Source organism: Streptomyces sp. CB01580 (assembly GCF_001905795.1).
Lineage (GTDB): Bacteria > Actinomycetota > Actinomycetes > Streptomycetales > Streptomycetaceae > Streptomyces.
The window spans coordinates 513248-532115 of sequence record NZ_LIXJ01000001.1 but is presented as its reverse complement, the minus strand read 5'-3'; the positions used below and the strand labels follow the sequence as shown (position 1 = coordinate 532115).

General features: G+C 70.4%; 17 protein-coding genes. 15 read left to right on the top strand and 2 right to left on the bottom strand.

What is annotated here, in order from left to right; translation table 11 throughout:
* Nucleotides 1–125 precede the first annotated feature (125 nt).
* Complete coding sequence (locus AMK22_RS02040) at nt 126–1418, bottom strand: helix-turn-helix domain-containing protein (protein WP_079185864.1); 1293 nt, start codon at nt 1416–1418, stop codon at nt 126–128.
* A gap of 868 nt (nt 1419–2286) precedes the next feature.
* Between AMK22_RS02040 and AMK22_RS02035 the strand changes: the two genes are divergently transcribed.
* Complete coding sequence (locus tag AMK22_RS02035) at nt 2287–2895, top strand: hypothetical protein (RefSeq protein WP_242433796.1); 609 nt, start codon at nt 2287–2289, stop codon at nt 2893–2895.
* Nucleotides 2896–3100: 205 nt separating this feature from the next.
* A complete protein-coding gene (locus tag AMK22_RS02030) occupies nt 3101–4624 on the top strand; it encodes a DUF6801 domain-containing protein (protein WP_073781420.1) in 1524 nt (507 codons plus the stop codon).
* A gap of 133 nt (nt 4625–4757) precedes the next feature.
* Here the strand turns inward: AMK22_RS02030 and AMK22_RS02025 are convergent, their stop codons facing one another.
* Nucleotides 4758–5690, bottom strand: coding sequence for a hypothetical protein (locus AMK22_RS02025; protein WP_073781419.1), 933 nt, complete (start codon nt 5688–5690; stop codon nt 4758–4760).
* A 736-nt stretch (nt 5691–6426) separates the two neighbouring features.
* Between AMK22_RS02025 and AMK22_RS02020 the strand changes: the two genes are divergently transcribed.
* The 13 genes from AMK22_RS02020 to AMK22_RS01960 all read left to right on the top strand — a co-directional run bounded on the left by AMK22_RS02020 (nt 6427) and on the right by AMK22_RS01960 (nt 18857).
* A complete protein-coding gene (locus tag AMK22_RS02020; RefSeq protein ID WP_073781418.1) occupies nt 6427–7422 on the top strand; it encodes an ABC transporter ATP-binding protein in 996 nt (331 codons plus the stop codon).
* Nucleotides 7419–8261, top strand: a complete 843-nt coding sequence (locus tag AMK22_RS02015; protein WP_073781417.1) for an MlaE family ABC transporter permease — start codon at nt 7419–7421, stop codon at nt 8259–8261. Before AMK22_RS02020 ends, AMK22_RS02015 begins: the two co-directional genes overlap by 4 nt.
* A gap of 6 nt (nt 8262–8267) precedes the next feature.
* Nucleotides 8268–9071, top strand: coding sequence for an MlaE family ABC transporter permease (locus AMK22_RS02010; RefSeq protein WP_073781416.1), 804 nt, complete (start codon nt 8268–8270; stop codon nt 9069–9071).
* Complete coding sequence (locus AMK22_RS02005) at nt 9071–10375, top strand: MCE family protein (protein ID WP_073781415.1); 1305 nt, start codon at nt 9071–9073, stop codon at nt 10373–10375. Before AMK22_RS02010 ends, AMK22_RS02005 begins: the two co-directional genes overlap by 1 nt.
* Nucleotides 10372–11403 carry an MCE family protein gene (locus tag AMK22_RS02000; RefSeq protein ID WP_073781414.1) on the top strand — a complete coding sequence of 344 codons (1032 nt, stop codon included), beginning with the start codon at nt 10372–10374 and terminating at the stop codon, nt 11401–11403. Before AMK22_RS02005 ends, AMK22_RS02000 begins: the two co-directional genes overlap by 4 nt.
* Nucleotides 11400–12419: an MCE family protein gene (locus AMK22_RS01995; RefSeq protein ID WP_073781413.1), complete on the top strand. Its 1020-nt coding sequence runs from the start codon at nt 11400–11402 to the stop codon at nt 12417–12419. Before AMK22_RS02000 ends, AMK22_RS01995 begins: the two co-directional genes overlap by 4 nt.
* Nucleotide 12420: 1 nt before the next feature.
* Complete coding sequence (locus AMK22_RS01990) at nt 12421–13563, top strand: MCE family protein (RefSeq protein ID WP_073781412.1); 1143 nt, start codon at nt 12421–12423, stop codon at nt 13561–13563.
* Nucleotides 13560–14864 (top strand): MCE family protein, encoded by a 1305-nt coding sequence (locus tag AMK22_RS01985; RefSeq protein WP_073781411.1) that lies wholly within the window; start codon nt 13560–13562, stop codon nt 14862–14864. The genes AMK22_RS01990 and AMK22_RS01985 overlap by 4 nt, the downstream gene beginning before the upstream one ends.
* On the top strand, nt 14861–16117 hold the full coding sequence (locus AMK22_RS01980) for an MCE family protein (protein WP_073781410.1): 1257 nt from the start codon (nt 14861–14863) through the stop codon (nt 16115–16117). The genes AMK22_RS01985 and AMK22_RS01980 overlap by 4 nt, the downstream gene beginning before the upstream one ends.
* The gene (locus tag AMK22_RS01975) at nt 16114–16632 is read left to right on the top strand and encodes a hypothetical protein (RefSeq protein WP_073781409.1); all 519 of its coding nucleotides are present in this window, start codon (nt 16114–16116) and stop codon (nt 16630–16632) included. Before AMK22_RS01980 ends, AMK22_RS01975 begins: the two co-directional genes overlap by 4 nt.
* A gap of 19 nt (nt 16633–16651) precedes the next feature.
* Nucleotides 16652–17371: a hypothetical protein gene (locus tag AMK22_RS01970; protein WP_242433795.1), complete on the top strand. Its 720-nt coding sequence runs from the start codon at nt 16652–16654 to the stop codon at nt 17369–17371.
* A gap of 77 nt (nt 17372–17448) precedes the next feature.
* A complete protein-coding gene (locus tag AMK22_RS01965; protein WP_073781408.1) occupies nt 17449–17979 on the top strand; it encodes a hypothetical protein in 531 nt (176 codons plus the stop codon).
* Nucleotides 17980–18020: 41 nt separating this feature from the next.
* Nucleotides 18021–18857, top strand: coding sequence for a nuclear transport factor 2 family protein (locus AMK22_RS01960; RefSeq protein WP_073781407.1), 837 nt, complete (start codon nt 18021–18023; stop codon nt 18855–18857).
* Nucleotides 18858–18868: the final 11 nt, after the last annotated feature.

Here is an 18868-nt window from a genome sequence, read left to right as displayed (position 1 = left end):
TCGGCCAGGAGGCGCTGCCGGGTACGGCCGCCGGGTGGGCGGCCGACTCCTCCATGTCTACGGGACGCAGGTCCGGGTTTCTCCTTGAGAACGTCTCCGTGCGGCAACCGTTTGGGACTGACCGGCTATTTCGCCTTACCGCTGGGTAAGTTGACCCGTCGTGCCGTGCGTGATCCGATTCCGGCCCGCTCGCCCCGCGGTTCGCGGGCGTCGTCGCCTCCGGCGCGCAGTTGCAGCCGCAGCGCGCGCAGCACCGCCTCGGTCGAGAACCGGGCCTCGGGGTCGACGAGCTGCTCGCCGAAGATGGATTCCAGGTTGCGCATCCGGTAGCGGACGGTCTGCGGGTGCACGTCGAGCAGTTCGCCCATCTGGGCGGCGGTGCCCCGGGTGTCGAGCCAGATCCGCAGGGTCTCGATCAGCCGCTCCCGCCGGTTCGCGCTGATTTTGGCGAGCGGGGCGAGTTCGCGGCGCGCCAGCTGGTCGAGGAGGGCCGTGTCGGACAACAGCCAGAGTGTGATCAGGTGGTCCTCGCAGCGGACGACCGGCTCGTCGTCGATGACGCCCGCGTCCACGAGTTCGAGCACCCGGCGGGCCCAGCGGATCGAGTCGGAGGCCATGGCGGTGGGGACGGTCAGTCCGACCGCGGCGTGGTGCCCCGGGAGCGTTCGGTCGAGCATGCGTCTTCGCGCGTCGTCGAACGCCCCCGGGATCAGTAAGTGCGGCTGGGGATCGGTGAAGTCGACCAGCACGTCCCGGTCGGCGCCCGGTCCGCCCGGATCCGGCGAGGAGCGCACCGCCACGAGCGTCACCTCGTCGGGCATCGTCCAGCCGGTCTGCTCGCACAGTTCGGCGATGGCCGTACGGGGGACGGGACGTCCGGCGAGCAGGAGATGCAGCAGCCGTCGTCTGAGGGTGCCCGTGTGGTCGGCCGAGGCCGCGCGGACCTCCATGTAGCCCTCGCGGGAGAGCGCCTCCAGTTCGTCGACGTAGGTGAACAGGGCGTCGGCGAAGGCGAGCATCATCGTGGGGGAGAGGTTGTAGCGTCGGCCGATCTTCTTGGCCCGGCGGAGCGCGATCCGGGCGCCCAGCCGGTAGGCGCCGTGCAACTGGTCCAGGGTGCGGCCCTCGTACGCCTCGTACCGGCCGAACCTCCGGCACATCTCGTCGCGCAGGGTGGAGGGGGCGGTCGGCTCGGCGACCTGGTCCACGAAGACGGAGATGGTCTGCTCCACGCCCACCCGGATGCCCTGTCCGTACGGGCCGTCGAGCAGTCGCGCGTACACGGGGTAGGCCCGGGTGACCTCCAGCCCGATCTCCTTGATCAGGCTGGGTATCTCGGGACGAACGATCGCAGCGAACTCCTGCGGCAGCGGCCCGAGCGGCTCTCCGAGTTCCGAGGGTTGCACAACTCCCGGCATTCCTCTGTCCCTTGCTCTCCGGCGCCCGATGGGGGGTGGGCCGTGGGAGGAGCGCTCCCAAGCCGTCAGGTGCGTACCAACGTGGGCTGCTGAAGATAGTCCACGCACGCGCGTGTGGACACAGGCACGGCAGGACGAGATGTAGGGGGCACGTACCGCCGTCGCGGGCGCGACGTGCCGGGACGCACGGACTCATGTATTCCGTTTCGTCCGCCGCGCCTGCGCGTCGGACCGGTGTTCCGCGACGGGAATTCCCGGGGATGTCCCGGTGAATATGTGCCACTCTTCCGTGCGGGGGAATGCGATACGTCTGTCGTCGGACGGACAGGTCCGCTGTTTCATCGGCGCAAAGTCGAAGAGGGCGCGTCGCGGGATCGTGTGTGCGGCCTTCGCCCTGTACGGGGCCGAATTCAATCCGGCCGAATCCCCTGTTGTGCCTTCGGTCGGTGAGAAGGTCTTCCGGGTCGCCGTACGGATACGGCGTGGCATGCGAGGGCCTGGCTGATGCCCACTCAGGTACCCCTTGACCAGGGAGGGTTGGTGCAGCAGGAGGCGAGTGTGCTGCGTGCGGGCGGTCCGGGACCTTCGCGGGGGCGCCGTGACTGCTCACTTCTGGACAAGATTTCACGGCTCGGCACTCGCGTCACGACAAAATGCCGACCGGGATTCGCGCTTCGGGAGATTCTTCGTCACGAGTGTTGCGGAGCCACGTTACCCGACCGTAGCGTCTTCGCCGAACGCACGTGGTCGCGCAGTCGCTCAGGCCGGACTGCCACTTCTCTGTCCTGTGCCCCCCATCGGAGTTCCAGCCATTCCGGCGGGACGGGTTCTCCGCATGGGTCACGCCTTCTGAAAGGGAAAAGGAATCGTGAACACCCTTGCACGCAGAGCCGCATTCGTCACCGCAGCATTCGGCGCGGCCATCGGGATGACGGTGTCGTCGGCCTCGGCCACCACCGCGTCGCACTCCTGGACGGTCAGCCCGGGCGGCGCGTTCACCGCCAACGCCACGCTCCCGACGCTGGACGTCCCCCTCGTCCAGCTCGTCTGCGACTCCTCCGCCGTGACGTCCGGGACGCTCCAGACGACCAGCGCCGACGGCGTGGGGATCGGCAGCATCAACAACATCACGTTCACCGGCTGCGACGTGGGCGGCATCTCCTTCACCGTCTCCATGACGGCGACGCCCTGGAAGATCAACGTCATCCAGCCCAACGCCACGCACGCGGACTGGGTCGACGGAACCGTCAGCGACATCTCGGCGCACATCTCCGGCGTCGGCTGCAACGCGGACTTCAAGGGCAAGGTGTACGGGCACTACGACAACACCAAGGGCGCCCTCGTCATCGACGGCACGGGAAGCGACCTGAAGGCGTCCAACGCCAGCTGCCTCGGCCTCATCAGCAATGGTGACGTGGCCGGCTTCAACGCCGAGTACGTGGTGAGCCCGAAGCAGAAGATCACCGCCACGTCGTGACGTGGCGGAGCCGGGCGGAAGGCGACCCGGTCCACCTCCGGCTCGGGGTGGTGGCGGACAACGGTTCGCCACCACCCCGAGCGGCCGTTCACGGCCCGCCCGTCGCCCCTGGCGCCGGGGACCCGCGCGGCGGGACCGCACCGGGGATCCACCGGTCCGGGGCCGTACTCCAGCAGCACCCCGTACCAGGGAGGACAGCGCCAGAATGAACGTGAAGACATCGGTGACCGGCGGCAGGCGATCGGTGCGCCTGGCATCGGTCGCGACCGTCGTGCTCCTCGCGGGGCTGCTGTCCGGTTCCGGATCGGCCGCCGAGGAGGGCAGTTCGGCCGTGACCCTCGCCTACGACTGCGCCCTGCCGGGCGGCACCGGCCGGGTCACCGTCCGGGTCACCACGGCCTTCCCGTCCTCCGGGACCGTGGGGACGCCGCTGGAGAGCGGCCTTGTGACGGTCGACGTACGGCTCGCGCGGGCGGACCTGGAGGCGCTGCTGCCGGCCGGCACCGAGGTGGTGGCGAGCACCGCGACGCTCGCCGTGGGGATCAGGCAGAACGACCGGTCGGCCGAGGCCCGGTGGCTGGACCTGCCGGCGCCGGGCTCCGCCGTCCCCGCCGAGGGCGAGATGGGCCTCGTCCACACCGGGCCCGTTCCGTCGGTGACGCTGCCGGCCGCGGGCGACGCCACCTTCACCGCGGGCCGGCTCACGCTCGGGCTGCGTCCCGTCACGGACACCGCCCCGGAGGCCGGAGCGGAGAGCGGGTCGGCCGCCGCCCCGCCGCTCGGCTGCGAACCCGCCGAGCACGGCGGTACGCCGCTGGCGACCGTTGCGGTGACGGCCGGCCCGCCCGACCCCTGGCCGTCGAGGACCGAGGGGGAGGAGGGGGTCGGGGGCGCGGGCGCCGGTGACCGCATCGCGGTGGAGCCGCGGACGGCGGAGGCCGGGAGCGAGGAGCCGTGCCCCGTCGAGCCGCCCACCGGAACCGCGGACTGGAGCGACGCGCCGAAACCACCGGAGGGCGGTCCCGTCATGGAGGTCGACATCCCCGGCGGCGGAACGTTCGGCTGTGCCTACGCGGTCGGCATGGCCACCGTGTACAAGCTGAACGGGGCGATGGTCATCAACGATCCCGCCAAGAAGCCCGGTCTGATCAGCGTCCTGGCCAACGTGCACCGCGGACAGCGGGCGGCCAACGCCCCGGGCGGCTACTACCTGCGGCTCGACTCGCTCGGGAACCTGAAGCTGCCGGACGCCGACTCCACCTTCCTGACGTTCGGGTTCCAGCCGGTGTCCGCGAAGGTGGAGTTCGAGAACGGGCCGCTCACGATCTCGACCGGAAACATCGGCACGGGCAGCACCAAGACCTACTTCGCCACGGCCTCGTTCAAGCAGTCGCTGCGCCTGCGGGACGTGAAGGTCAACGGGACCCCCCTGGACGTGGGTCCGAACTGCCGCACCGCGGCACCGTTCAAGGTGGTCCTGAACGGCGACTTCCCGAAGTACGTCAATGTCTTCGGCGGAGGCCCCATGAACGGGAAGGTCGAGATCCCGCCGTTCTCCGGCTGCGGGACCGGCGGTGAGGACCTGGACAACCTGTTCACGGCGGCCATCTCGGGCCCCGGGAACGTCGTCGCGATGAACCAGGGCATGACCTGTGTCCCCTCGGACACCAGCACCTTCTGCCCGCCGACCGTGCCGGCGCTGCCCGGCAAGGAGACGCCCGCCGGCTGACCTTCGGCCACCCGTCGCCCGGCCGAGGAGCGGCCCGCGGGTGCGCGTCGGCCGGGCCACGGGCGCTGCCGGGCACGCGGGCGGGGCCACCCTCCGAGGACGGCCCCGCCCGCTGTCCGGCCGGCCGTGCCGGTTACCGTGCCGCCGAGTGCCAGTACTGCGACATCAGCTTGCCCGCGTCGGGGGCGGCGCTGCTCGGGTCGTTGATCGTGGCCACGTACGTCTGGGCGTTGTTCAGGACCACATTGTTGTCGCCCGAGGCGGAGGGGAGCCCGGTCTTCAGGTTCACCGCCCAGTCGAGCAGGCCCAGGCCGCAGCCGCTCGCGCCCGGGACCGCGTAGGTGGTGTCCGTCTGGTCGGCGCCGAGGAGACTGATGCGGCCCATCACGCCGGCCGGGTCGGGGGTGCCGTCACCGGCGAACTGCTGGGTGCCCGGGGTGGGACGGGTCAGGTTCTGCGGGCGGAGCAGGATCGGTTTCGAGGCGGAGCCGATGTAGCAGGCGTCGCCGAGGAACGGGTTCTGCAGGTGGATGCGCACCGGGAGCGTGATGATCGGCTTGCCCGTGGTGACACCCGCCAGGAGCTGGAAGTCGCTGGGGCTGCCCACCGACTCGATGGTGGCGGTGACCCGGTTCAGGGTGCTGTTCGTGATCTGGTTGCAGATGCCGCTGATCACCGGGATTTCGCTGGGGCACATGAGCCCGAGCAGCCCGCCGGGGAGCTGTGCGGAGTCGGCCACCAGGGCGCCGCCTGCGGGCGAGACCACCGTCGAGCCGCCGCCGGGGTGCGTGACCACACCGACCTGGAGATCGCTGGCGCCCACCGGCACGGTGGTGCTGCCGAGCTTGATGGAGCCGCTCGCGGAGTGCGAGGAGACGCAGACCGCAGTGTCGTTCAGCCCGTCGGCGGCCAGCATGGACGGCGCGTCCACCGGGCACCGGGTGAAGGGCGCCCAGTGGCCGTTGAGGCCCGTGGCGGCGGTGGCCGATCCCACGGACGCGAAGGCGGCGAGTGCGGTGAAGGAGGCCAGCAGCCCCAGGCGCGCCCGTCTCGAACCAGATCTCATGTCGTCCCCTTTTCGGGCAGCCGCCACCGGGCGGCCACATAAGCGGAGTTGCTCGGGTCTTTCTGTGACACACCGAACCGGCACCTTTTCGGGCCAGGTGTCACGGCTGCACAGACCATCGGTGTGCGGTACGGGTGCCGGAGTCCACGGCGAACAATGCCGAAACGGACGTCCCTTTCACCGAGCCGTGAGGTTACTGGCGGGAAACACCGCCGCACAATCCTGTTGTCCGAGATTGTTGCCCCGTGACCGGTTCCTCGTTCCCGGATGAGTGCACCACGAGGGCGACTTGTCATTCGTTGCGCACCCGCGTAATGGCGGAACCGGCCATCGAGGCGGTCTTTCGCCGGTGCGGAGAACTTGTCATCCGGTGACAGTTCCCCCCGGTTTCCTGCTCAATTCGTGCGAAGAACGCGAGGGGGTGGCGCGGGCTGTCGAAAACTTGGGGAACCGGTATTGCCCGGTCAGGTTACTCGGCCGTAACGTCGCCCCCGTAGGCAACTCGGCCACGATGTCCGACGGTTGCTCCCTCTCGGAACGCGCGGGCCCGGCCCGGGCCCGCCGCTGGGGTTGCGCATCCGTCGACAAGGCGTACGCGGGAGTTTGTCATCGCATGACAAACGGGCCGGCTCCTGAAGAAATGGCTGTTCAAGGGCTTGTCCCGGTGGTCCTGATGAACTTAACGTGCGCCCCTCGGTGCACTTCTGTCACTTCGTGAGTGCATGCAGGAGGTGGGATGGGAATCGAAGTCGTCGTCGAGGGTCTTACCAAGTCTTTCGGCAAGCAGAACATCTGGCAGGATGTGTCGCTCACACTGCCCGCCGGTGAGGTAAGCGTGATGCTCGGCCCGTCCGGCACCGGAAAGACGGTTTTCCTCAAGTCCATCATCGGACTGCTGAAACCGGAGCGGGGACGCGTCCTCATCAATGGTGTCGACATGGTGAACAGTCCCGAGCGGGACATCATGGAGACGCGTAAACTGTTCGGGCTCATGTTCCAGGACGGCGCGCTTTTCGGTTCGATGTCGCTGTTCGACAACATCGCCTTTCCGCTGCGGGAGCACACCCGCAAGAAGGAATCCGAGATCCGGCGCATCGTCATGGAACGGATCGACATCGTCGGTCTGCTGGGTGCCGAGGGGAAACTGCCCGGAGAGATCTCCGGGGGGATGCGCAAACGCGCCGGGCTGGCCCGGGCCCTCGTGCTCGACCCGCAGATCATCCTGTGCGACGAGCCGGACTCCGGACTCGACCCGGTCCGCACCGCCTATCTCTCCCAGCTCCTCATCGACCTGAACGCGCAGATCGACGCGACGATGCTGATCGTCACCCACAACCTCGACATCGCGGCCACGGTCCCCGACAACATGGGCATGCTCTTCTGCCGCAACCTCGTCACCTTCGGTCCGCGCGAGGTCCTGCTGACCAGCGACGAACCGGTCGTCTCCCAGTTCCTCGCGGGGCGCCGGGAAGGACCCATCGGCATGTCCGAGGAGAAGGACGCGGCCACCCTCGCCGCCGAACGGCGGGGCGCCGCCGGCGCCGGATCCGCGCCGGCGCCGGGACCGCGCACCGTAGTGCCGCAGCTGGAGCCCTCGCCCGGGATGCCGGTCCGCCGGGCCGTCCAGCGCCGCCGCGAGCGGGTCCTCGGCATGATGGGGCAGCTCCCCGAGGCCGCCCGCACGGCCATCATGAACAGCTACGCCCCGGCCGCCGGTGGTGCCAGGCCATGACCGCCGACCTTCCGGTGCGGCCCCCCGGGCCGCCCGCCACCGACGCCCCGCCGCCGGCGCGCAGACCGCCGACACGGCTCCTGGCGCCGCTGCGCGAGACCGGGAAACTCTTCGCGCTCGCCCTGTCCGTCACCCGGTCGGTCTTCCGAAGGCCGTTCCAGGTACGGGAGTTCGTCGAGCAGTTCTGGTTCATCGCCAGCGTCACCATCCTGCCCGCCGCCCTCGTCTCCATCCCGTTCGGTGCGGTCATCGCCCTCCAGGTCGGGTCGCTCACCCAGCAGCTCGGCGCCCAGTCCTTCACCGGCGGCGCCAGTGTCCTCGCCGTGATCCAGCAGGCCAGCCCGCTCATCGTGGCCCTGCTCATCTCCGGCGCGGGCGGCTCCGCGATCTGCGCCGACCTCGGCTCGCGGAAGATCCGCGAGGAGCTCGACGCCATGGAGGTCATGGGCGTCTCGCCCGTCCAACGCCTGGTCGTCCCGCGCGTCCTGGCCACCATGGGCGTGGCCGTCCTGCTCAACGGACTGGTCTCCGTCGTCGGCACCCTCGGCGGCTACTTCTTCAACGTGATCATGCAGCACGGCACCCCCGGCGCGTACCTCGCCAGCTTCTCCGCGCTCGCCCAGCTCCCCGACCTCTACATCAGCGAGGTCAAGGCGCTGATCTTCGGCTTCATCGCGGGCATCGTCGCCGCCCACCGCGGCCTGAACCCGCGCGGAGGACCCAAGGGCGTCGGGGACGCGGTCAACCAGTCCGTCGTCATCACCTTCATGCTGCTGTTCTTCGTGAACATGATCCTCACGGCGATCTATCTCCAGATCGTCCCCGCGAAGGGGAGCTGAGAGACGATGTCCATGCTCGGCTGGCTGGATCGCTCCGGGGACCAACTCGCCTTCTACATACGGGCGTTGATCTGGATTCCGCGCACCCTGCGGCGCTACCTCAAGGAGGTGCAGCGGCTCCTGGCCGAGGTCGCCTTCGGCAGCGGCGGACTCGGCGTCGTCGGCGGGACCATCGGCGTGATGATCGCCATGACCCTCTTCACGGGGACGGTCGTCGGCCTCCAGGGCTACGCCGCCCTCAACCAGATCGGCACGTCCGCGTTCACCGGCTTCATCTCCGCCTACTTCAACACCCGCGAGATCGCCCCGCTCGTCGCCGGACTCGCCCTCTCCGCGACCGTCGGCGCCGGGTTCACCGCCCAGCTCGGCGCGATGCGGATCAACGAGGAGGTGGACGCCCTCGAAGCGATGGGGGTGCGCTCCATGCCGTACCTCGTCACGACCCGGGTCATCGCCGGAGTGGTCGCGATCATCCCGCTCTACGCCATCGGACTGCTCTCGTCGTACGTGGCGTCCCGCTACGTCACCGTCCTGTTCAACGGGCAGTCGGAAGGCACCTACGACCACTACTTCAACCTCTTCCTCTCCCCGGACGACGTGCTGCTGTCCGTGCTCAAGGTGCTCGTCTTCAGCGTGATGGTGATCCTCGCCCACTGCTACTACGGCTTCCGCGCCGAGGGCGGACCCGCGGGGGTCGGCATCGCCGTGGGCCGGTCGGTGCGCAACGCCATCGTGCTGATCAGCGTCACCGACTTCTTCCTCTCGCTCGCCATCTGGGGCGCCACGACGACCGTGAAGGTGGCCGGATGATGCGGACGACGAAGACAGGGACGACCCGCCGCCGGATCGCCGGGGTCGGCTTCCTCCTCGTGCCCGTCGCGCTCGTGTGGACCTCGGTCGCGGTGTACAACAAGGACTTCACCCACGACGCCACCGTGACCGTGCGCACCGGCACCGTCGGCAACGAGATGCACCGGAACGCGGACGTGAAACTGCGCGGCGTCGTCGTCGGACAGGTCCGCGCCATCGACGCGGACGGCGAGGGGGCCCGGCTCACCCTCGCCATCCGGCCCGACGAGCTGGACCGGATCCCGGCGGACGTCACCGCCCAGATGTTGCCCACCACCCTCTTCGGCGAACGGTTCGTGGCCCTCGTACCGCCCGAGACCCCCTCCGCGCGGACCCTGAAGGCGGGCGACACCATCCCGCAGGACCGCTCCGGCAACGCCATCGAACTGGAACAGGTCCTCGACAACGTCCTGCCGCTGCTCACCGCCGTGCAGCCGCAGAAGCTCTCCGCCACCCTCACCGCCGTCTCCCAGGCGCTCCAGGGCCGGGGCGAGAAGCTGGGCGAGACCCTGGTCACGCTCGACGCCCACCTGAAGAGGCTCAACCCCCAACTGCCCACGCTCAACGCCGACATCAAGGAGCTCGTCAGAGTGAGCGCCGTGTACGCGGATGCCGCCCCGGACGTCCTCGACGCGCTCACCGACTTCACCACGACGAGCGGCACCCTCGCCGAACAAGAGGCCGGACTCGCCGACCTGTACGGATCGACGACCACCTCGGCCCAGGACGTCACCGCCTTCCTGAACAAGAACAAGGACAACCTCATCCGGCTCTCCGCGACGAGCCGGCCGACACTGGAGACCCTCGCCACGTACTCCTCCGAGTTCCCCTGCACCCTGCGCACCCTCGCCACCTTCGTCCCGGCCATGGACAAGGCCCTCGGCAAGGGAACGAACCAGCCCGGACTGCACGTCACGCTCAAGACCGTGCCCTCCAAGGGGAAGTACGTGGCGGGCAGGGACACCCCCGTCTACGACGCGACCGGCGGACCGCACTGCTACTCCCTGCCCTACATCGGCGACACCGCGCCGACCGCGGACGTCCGCGCCGCACACCGGGGCCCGACGGCCCGCTCCGGCCCCCGCGCACCGGAAGAGGTCCCGGCGGCCGACGCGTCGCTCGGCATGCCCAACTCCCGGCAGGAGAGCCTGCTCGTCAACGAACTGGTCGCTCCCACACTGAAGGTCCAGCCGCGGGATCTGCCCGAGTGGAGCAGCGTGCTCATCGGCCCGGCCTTCCGCGGTGCGGAGGTGAAGCTCAAGTGAAGCGCCGCTCCCTCGCGGGACCGCTCGCGAAGTCGATCGTCTTCGTCCTGGTGACGACGCTGGCGACCACCGTGCTGGCCCTGTCCGTCGCCAACACCGGCGTCGGCGGCACCAGTTCGTACAAGGCCAGGTTCACCGACGTCACCGGGCTGGTCGTCGGCGACAGCGTCCGGATCGCCGGGGTCAAGGTCGGGCAGGTCGAGTCCATCGAGGTCGCCGACCGCAGGCTCGCCGAGGTCGGTTTCACCGTACGGAAGGGGCGCGGGCTCCCGGCGTCGGCGACCGCGTCGATCAAGTACCTCAACATGGTCGGCCAGCGGTACATCGACCTCGACCGGGGCGCCGGGCCGGTGGGCGAGAGCCTCGCCGCCGGCTCCACCATTCCGGTCTCCCGCACCACACCGGCACTCGACCTCACCCAGCTCTTCAACGGCTTCCAGCCGCTGTTCGAAGGGCTCTCCCCGCCCGACGTCAACGAACTGGCCGGCTCCATCGTCCAGGTGCTCCAGGGCGAGGGCGGCACCGTCGACAGCATCCTCCAGCACGTCGGGTCGCTGACCGGCACCATCGCCGCCAAGGACAAGGTGATCGGCGAGGTGATCGAGAACCTCAACACGGTCCTGAAGACTGTCAACGACCGGGAGGCGGGCTTCGACGACCTCGTCGTCACCCTCCGTAAGCTCGTCAGCGGATTCGCCGGGGACCGCGAACCGCTCGGCCGCGCGGTCACCGCCATGGGCGCCCTGACCACCGTCACCGCCGACCTGCTCGACGACGGCCGGGGGCCCCTCAAGGACGACATCCGGCAGCTCGGCCGCCTCTCCGAACGGCTCGCCGACAACACCCCGCAGATCGAGAACTTCCTGCGCAGGACGCCCGCCAAGATGACGGCCATCACCCGCACCGCCTCGTACGGCTCCTGGCTCAACCTCTACCTCTGCGAGGCGAGGGTCACCGGTGTGACGACCAGCGACGGCAGCGCACCGCCCACCGGCATCGCCATCACCCAGCCGAGGTGCCTGTCATGAGGATCAAGCCCGTGCGCGAACGCAACCCCGTCCTCGTCGGCGTCGTCGGCCTGCTCGTCCTGGCCCTCGTCGGACTCGCCGCCTACCGGGCCGACTCGCTGCCGTTCATCGGCGGCGGCACGACGTACACCGCCGCCTTCACCGAGTCCGCAGGTCTCACCGAGGGCGACGAGGTCCGGATCGCCGGGGTCAAGGTCGGCGAAGTCACCGGAGTCGCCCTCGACGGCGCCGAGGTGAAGGTGACCTTCCGGGTGCGGGACGCCTGGATCGGCGACTCCAGCACCGTGGGCATCGCCATCAAGACGCTCCTCGGCGAGAAGTACCTCGCGGTCGACCCGCTCGGCGACGGGCCGCAGGACCCGCACGAACGCATCACGACCGGCCGCACCACCTCCCCGTACGACGTCACCCAGGCGTTCGACGGCCTGGGCGAGACCATCGGGGAGATCGACACCCGGCAGCTCGCCAAGAGCTTCGAGACGATCTCGGCCACGTTCAGGAACTCCCCGCCGAACGTCAAGAGCGCCGCGAACGGACTCTCCGCGCTCTCCAGGACCGTCTCCGAACGCGACGCGCAGCTCGCCACCCTCCTCAGGAGCAGCAAAAGGCTGACGAAGACCCTCGACGGCAAGAAGAGCAGCTTCGAGACCCTGCTGGAGGACGGCAACCTGCTCCTCGGCGAGATCCAGGCCCGCCGCGACTCCATCCACCTGCTGCTCACCGGCACCCGCGACCTGGGCACCCAGCTCACCGGTCTCGTCGCCGACAACAAGAAGCAGCTCGGGCCGACGCTCGACGCGCTCGGCCGGGTCACCGCCGTCCTGCAGAAGAACCGCAAGAGCCTCGACAAGGTGCTCGCGCTCGCCGGTTCGTACAACCGGCTCGTCGGCAACACCCTCGGGAACGGCCGCTGGTTCGACAACTACGTCTGCGGCGTCGTCCCGAAGAACTACCTGCCCGCCGGTACCCCGCCGGCCACCGGATGCATGCCTCCCCGGCAGGAAGGCGGCCACTGACATGAGACCGACCCGCATCGTCGGCATCGGCGCCGGGCTCGCCGTCATGGCCGTCGCCGCCACGACCGGGGTGATGGCCCTGGACGACCGGGGCGGCACCACCGTCACCGCGTACTTCGACCGGGCGACCGGCGTCTACGCCGGATCCGATCTGCGGATCCTCGGCGTGAAGGTCGGACGGGTCCAGTCGGTGCGGCCACGCGGCAAGGAGGTCGAGGTCGTGCTGCGCGTCGACAAGGGCGTCGAGGTCCCGAAGGGCGCCCATGCCGTCGTCGTCGCCCCCAGCATCGTCGCCGACCGGTACGTCCAGCTCGCCCCCGCCTACACCGGCGGACCGCTGCTCGCCGACGGCGCCGAACTCCCCGCCGCGCACAACGCCACCCCAGTCGAGGTCGACCAGCTCTACGCGTCCATCACCGAACTGGCCGACGCGCTCGGCCCGGACGGCGCCAACGCGCAGGGCGCGTTCGCCGGACTCCTCGACACCGGGGCCAAGAACCTCAAGGGCAACGGCAAGGACATCGGGAACTCCATCGAGCAGTTCGGCAAGGCGACGAAGACCCTCGACAGGAGCAGCGGGGACCTCTTCGAGACACTGTCCTACCTCCAGACGTTCACCACCATGCTGAAGGACAACGACGGCGAGGTGCGCGACGCCGAACGCCAACTGAACTCCGTGACGGGCTTCCTGGCCGACGACAAGAAGAACCTCGGCGCCGCGCTCAAGGAACTCGGCACGGCGCTCGCCCAGGTCAAGACCTTCATCCGGGACAACCGCTCCGCGCTCAAGAAGAACGTGGACGCGCTGGTGCCGCTCACCCGGACCCTCGTCGACCAGCGCGCCTCGCTGGCCGAGTCCCTCGACACCCTTCCCCTCTCGGCGGGCAACGTGCTGAACGCGTACGACCCGAAGAACCGCACACTCAACGGCCGCACCGACCTCAACGAACTCAGCATGGGCGGCCCCCTCACCCAGCAGGCCACCGGTCTGCGGGGGCTCACCCCGGTGGGCACCGAACGGCAGCGGGCACTGCCCTCGCTGCCGCTGCCCGCGGTGGGCACGGTCTACGGCACGCCCGGGAAGAACGGGAGCGCCGATGCGTCCGTTCACGACGCGGGGAAGCGGAAGGGGACGGGCCGATGAGCGGAGGACCCCGCGGATCCCGGGCCCCCGCGGCGGCCCGGGCCACCACCCTGGGGGTGCTCGGCGCCGTCTGCGCCCTCGTCCTCACCGGCTGCGCGGCCCCTCATTTCTCGGGCATCGAACAACTGCCCCTGCCCGGCGGTGCGGACCTCGGCGACCACCCGTACGAGGTCACCGCCGACTTCGGGGACGTTCTCAGCCTCGCTCCGCAGTCCTCGGTGAAGGTCAACGACGTCTCCGTGGGCCGCGTCACCAGGATCTCGCTCGTCCCGGGCAGCTGGCACGCGAGGGTCACCATGCGGGTCGACGGGGACGTCGAACTCCCCGCCAACGCCTACGCGCACCTCGAACAGTCCAGCCTCCTCGGCGAGAAGTACATCCAGCTCTCGCCGCCCGCGCGAGGCACCGCGCGCGGCACCCTCGCCGACGGCGGCCGGATCCCGCTCACCCGCACCAACCGCAACCCCGAGGTCGAGGAGGTGTTCGGCGCCCTGTCGATGCTCCTGAACGGCGGGGGCATCAACCAGCTGAAGACCATCACCACCGAACTCAACAAGGCGATGGCCGGGAACGAGCCCAGGATCCGCTCGATGCTCCACCGGGTCGACACACTCGTCACCGACCTCGACGCGCACCGCGAGGACATCACCGAGGCCCTCGACGGCGTCAACCGGCTGTCCACCACCCTCGCCACCCGCAAACAACAGGTGGGCAAGGTCCTCACCGACCTCAGCCCCGGCATGAAGGTCCTGGAGAAGCAGCGCGGTTCCCTGCTGACCATGCTCCGGGCCCTCGACACCCTCTCCACCGTCGCCGTCGACACCATCGACAGGAGCAAGGACGACACGATCGCCGACCTGAAGGCCATCGCACCCACCCTCAAGGCGCTCGCGGACTCCGGGAACGACCTGCCCGACTCCCTCCAGGTCCTGCTCACCTACCCGTTCACGGACGAGGTGCTGCGCGGGGTGAAGGGGGACTACCTCAACGTGTACCTGGACCTGACCGCCGTGCCCGGCACACAGATCATCCCGGCGTTCGACCCGGACGCGGTGACGGCGCCCGCGGCGAGGGCGGCCGTGCCGTCGGCCGGCGCGGCACTGCCGCTGCCGCTCCCCTCGGTCACGGCGCCGGCCACGGCCTCCGGGACACCGGCCCGGGGCAGGCCCGGCACGACCGCCCCGACCGCGACGGCCCCGGGCACGCCCCGGACAACGGCGCCCGGCACACGTCCGTCGGCGTCGCCGGACGGACCGTCGGCCTCGGACGAGGCGTCGCCCTCGGAGGGAAGCAACCGATGATCACCCTCGCCATCAGGCTGAAGAACATCGCGTTCCTGATCATCGCGGTGCTGGTGCTCGGCTACCTCGGGGTCCGGTACGCCGGCCTCGGCCACTACGTCGGCCTGCGCGACTACTACACCGTCACGGTCCAACTCCCCAGGACAGGCGGACTGTTCACCCACTCCAACGTCACCTACCGAGGAGTCTCCGTCGGACGGGTCGGCCCCATCGAACTCACCGACGACGGCGTCGCGGCCGAACTGCGCATCGACAACTCCGCACCGCCCATCCCCGACGGCCTGAAAGCCGTCGTGGCCAACCTGTCGGCGGTCGGGGAGCAGTACGTCGACCTGCGGCCGACCCGTTCCGGCGGCCCCTACCTGGCGAACGGCTCGGTCATCCTGCAGGCCGACACCACCGTCCCGGCCCCCGTGACGAACGTCCTCACCAGCGTCGACGACCTCGCCGGATCGGTCGACCTGGAGTCGCTGCGCACCGTGGTCGACGAGTTCGGCGCCGCGTTCACCGGCCGGGGCGACGACCTCCAGGTCCTCCTGGACACCGGCAGCGATTTCGTACGGGCGGCCGACGACGCGCTGCCCACCAACACGAAGCTGATGGCCGACGGACAGGTGGTACTACGCACACAGGCCGAACAGGGCGAGGCGCTCAAGGGGTTCGCCTCGGGTGCCGAGGAACTGGCGGCCCAGCTCAAGGGGTCGGACACGGACCTGCGGAAGCTGATCGCCGCCGCCCCCGACGCCACCGGGCAGATCAGCGGCCTGCTGCGCGATCTCGACCCCGCCTTCGGCGTCGTCGTCGCGAACCTCCTGACCACGTCCGAGGTGGCGGTGACCCGGCAGCGCGGCATGGAGGAACTGCTGGTGAAACTGCCCGCGGTGGTGGCGGCCGGGGCCAGCGCGATCGACGAGGACGGCGCCAGGTTCGGCATGTCCGTCACCTTCTTCGAACCGCTTCCGTGCACCGCCGGATACGGCGGCACCACCTACCGCAACGGTCTCGACACGTCGAAGGGCCCGGCGGTCAACACCAAGGCGCGCTGCACCGCCTCGCCGGGCACCGGCGTCAACGTGCGTGGCAGTGCGAACGCGCCGAAGGGCGGTCCGCTGCCGAAGCCCGCCGAACCCGGCTCGCTGCTCCGCGGGGCCGATACCGCAGGAGCGCTCCCCGGAGCGCTCGGGTCCGTCGGGGACCCGGCGCCCGCCCCGAGGGGCATGGCCGGGCTGCTCGGGCTGGAGGCCGGCCGATGAGCACGCGCGCAAGGACCATGACCGCCTGGGCGGCCGTGTTCGTCGCCGCGCTGGTCTGCGCGCTCGGCGGCTGGTCGTACGCACGGGCGCGGGGCGACGACACACTCGCGTACGCGAAGAGCCGCGATGCCGCCCTGGCGGCGGGCAGACACCATCTCGCCCGGCTGAACAGCCTGGACGGCAAGGACGCCCGGAGCGTGGACGAGGGATTGCGGCAGTGGCTCGACGCCACCACCGGACCCCTGCACGACCAGCTCGCCCGCACCCGGAAGAAGGACGCGAGCGATCTGCGCGGGAGCGGTGGCACTGCGCGCGGCACCGTCACCGACGCGGCGCTCACCGCCCTCGACGAACGGGCCGGCACCGCCGAGCTGATCGCGACCGTGGACGTCCGGATCACTCCGCGCACCGGTCGGCCGGGCACCGAACGCAAGCGCTTCGAGGCCACGCTCGCCCGGACCGGGGACGGCTGGAAGGTCAAGGCGCTGACGGCGATCGCGGCCGGTGGCGCATGAGGAGCGGGGGAGGACGGCGATGGTGAGCACGGACGAACGGGTCGGGACGCCGGACGAGCGGATCGGGAACCGGGACGCGGACGTGGACGACGGGAATGCGGCGGGTGCGGGCGCGGTGCCGGGGAACGATTCGGACGAGACGGTCGGGGCGGGCGAGGCGGACGAGGCGAAGGGATCGGAGGAGGCGGACGGGACGAACGGCGCGAAGGGACCGGACGGGGCGGCGCCCCGGACCGTCCGCCGCCGGGTCCTCGCGGGCACGGCGGTGCTGCTGACCGTCGCCCTGCTCGCCGCGGGCGCCGGGTTTCTCGTCGAGGCCCGGCAATTGCGGGACACTCCGGCCACCGACAACCTCGCGCTGACCGACAGCGCGGCGACCACCAGGGTCGTCGGTGACGTCAGCAACGCGCTCGGCACGGTGTTCTCCTACGGTCCGCGGGAGACCGACGCCACCAAGGAGTCCGCGAAGCGGTACCTCGGTGGGAAGGCACTCCAGCAGTACGCGGCGCTGTTCGGCCAGGTCGAGAAGCAGGCCCGGGACCAGGAACTGACCCTCACCACCCATGTCGTACGGGCCGGCGTCACCCGGCTGACCGGCACAGGTGCCCATCTGCTGGTCTTCCTCGACCAGGTCTACGAGCGCCGGGGGAGGGCCGCCACCACGGCCGCCGCCCAGCTGTCCGTCACCGCCGAACTGCGGGGCGGGCACTGGCGGATCGTCGACATCGACGCCAGATAGCCGCAGGACGGCCACCGGGACGGCACGGCGTGGCATCCACCGCTCAGCTCAGTTCAGCCGGCAGGGGAGAGACAGCAATGGCACGGGTACGGACGAGGAAGAACCCGCTGGTGATGGCGGCGCTCGCGCTCACGGTCGTGGCGGCCGGGGGCGCGGTCCGGGGCGGCTGGTCCTGGTACGGGGCAGCGCACGAGGAGTCGGTGGCGTACGCGAGGACCCGCGACGACGCCCTGGCCGCGGGCGAGCAGGCCGTGCAGAACATGAACACCCTCGACCACCGGAAGCTGAACGAGGGGCTGGACGGCTGGGAGGACTCCACCACCGGCGATCTGCACAAGCAACTCGTCGACGGGCGGAGCGGGTTCGAGAAGCAGATCCGGGCGGCGGAGACCGTGAGCACCGCGAAGGTGCTGTCCGGCGCGGTCACCGAACTCGACGAGCGGGCCGGCAAGGCGTCGGTGATGGTCGCGTTGCGGATCACCGTGACCGCCCCGAAGGCCGAGCCCGCGGTGAAGGAGAGCCGGATGCTCGGGCAGCTCACCCGCACGCCCGAGGGGTGGAAGCTCAGCGCCCTCGGCCAGGCACCGGTCGGCAACACGGCCGGCTGACGCCCCGGCTCCCCACCCCCGTCACCGAGAGGACTCCGGACATGTCGACCACCCGTCACCTCGTCAACCGCCGACGCCGTCTGGCCGCCGTCGCCGCGGAACGCCGGGGAGCCGCCGCGCCGCCGCGCGGGCCCGCGGGCCCGGACGCGCCACGCGCCGATCCCGACCGCCTTCCGGCCACGGAGGACACCGGCGCCCACGGCGTCCCGGACGACACCGATCCGGACGGCACCACAACGGACACCACCACCACGGACGACACCTCTCCGGACGACACCGGCGCGGACGGCACGGGGACGAGTGAAGCGCGCCGGGGAAGAACGAGCCGGGAGAACAGAGGACCGGGATCCGGCCGGATGCCCCGCCTCCGGGTCGGTCTCCCCGCCGCCCTCTGCACCCTCACCGTGCTCCTCGGAGCCTTCGCCGCCTGGGCCTTCGGCCAGGCCGCGAGCCTGCGCGACGAACCCGCACGGCAGAACACCGCCCTCACCGACATCGGCCGCACCAGCCAGGTGAAGGGCCAGATCGCCGAGGCGGTCGGGGCGGTCTTCTCGTACAACTACGCCGCCACCGCCAAGTCCGAGCAGGCGGCGCGGACCCACCTGGTCGGCAAGGCGGTCCAGCAGCAACGCGACATGCTCGCCCAGGTCCGCGCACAGGGGCCGAAGCAGAAGCTCGTCCTGACCACCACCGTCACCGACAGCGGTGTGGAAGTCCTCGACGGCGACCGGGCCAGGCTGCTCATCTACGCCGACCAGAGCAACACCCGTACCGGCACGTCGCAGGAGAGGACCTACGCGGCGGCGATGTTCGCCGTGGACGCCGTCCGCCGCGACGGCACCTGGCGGATCTCCGCCATCGACACCTTCGCGCAGTGACTCGGCGGCTC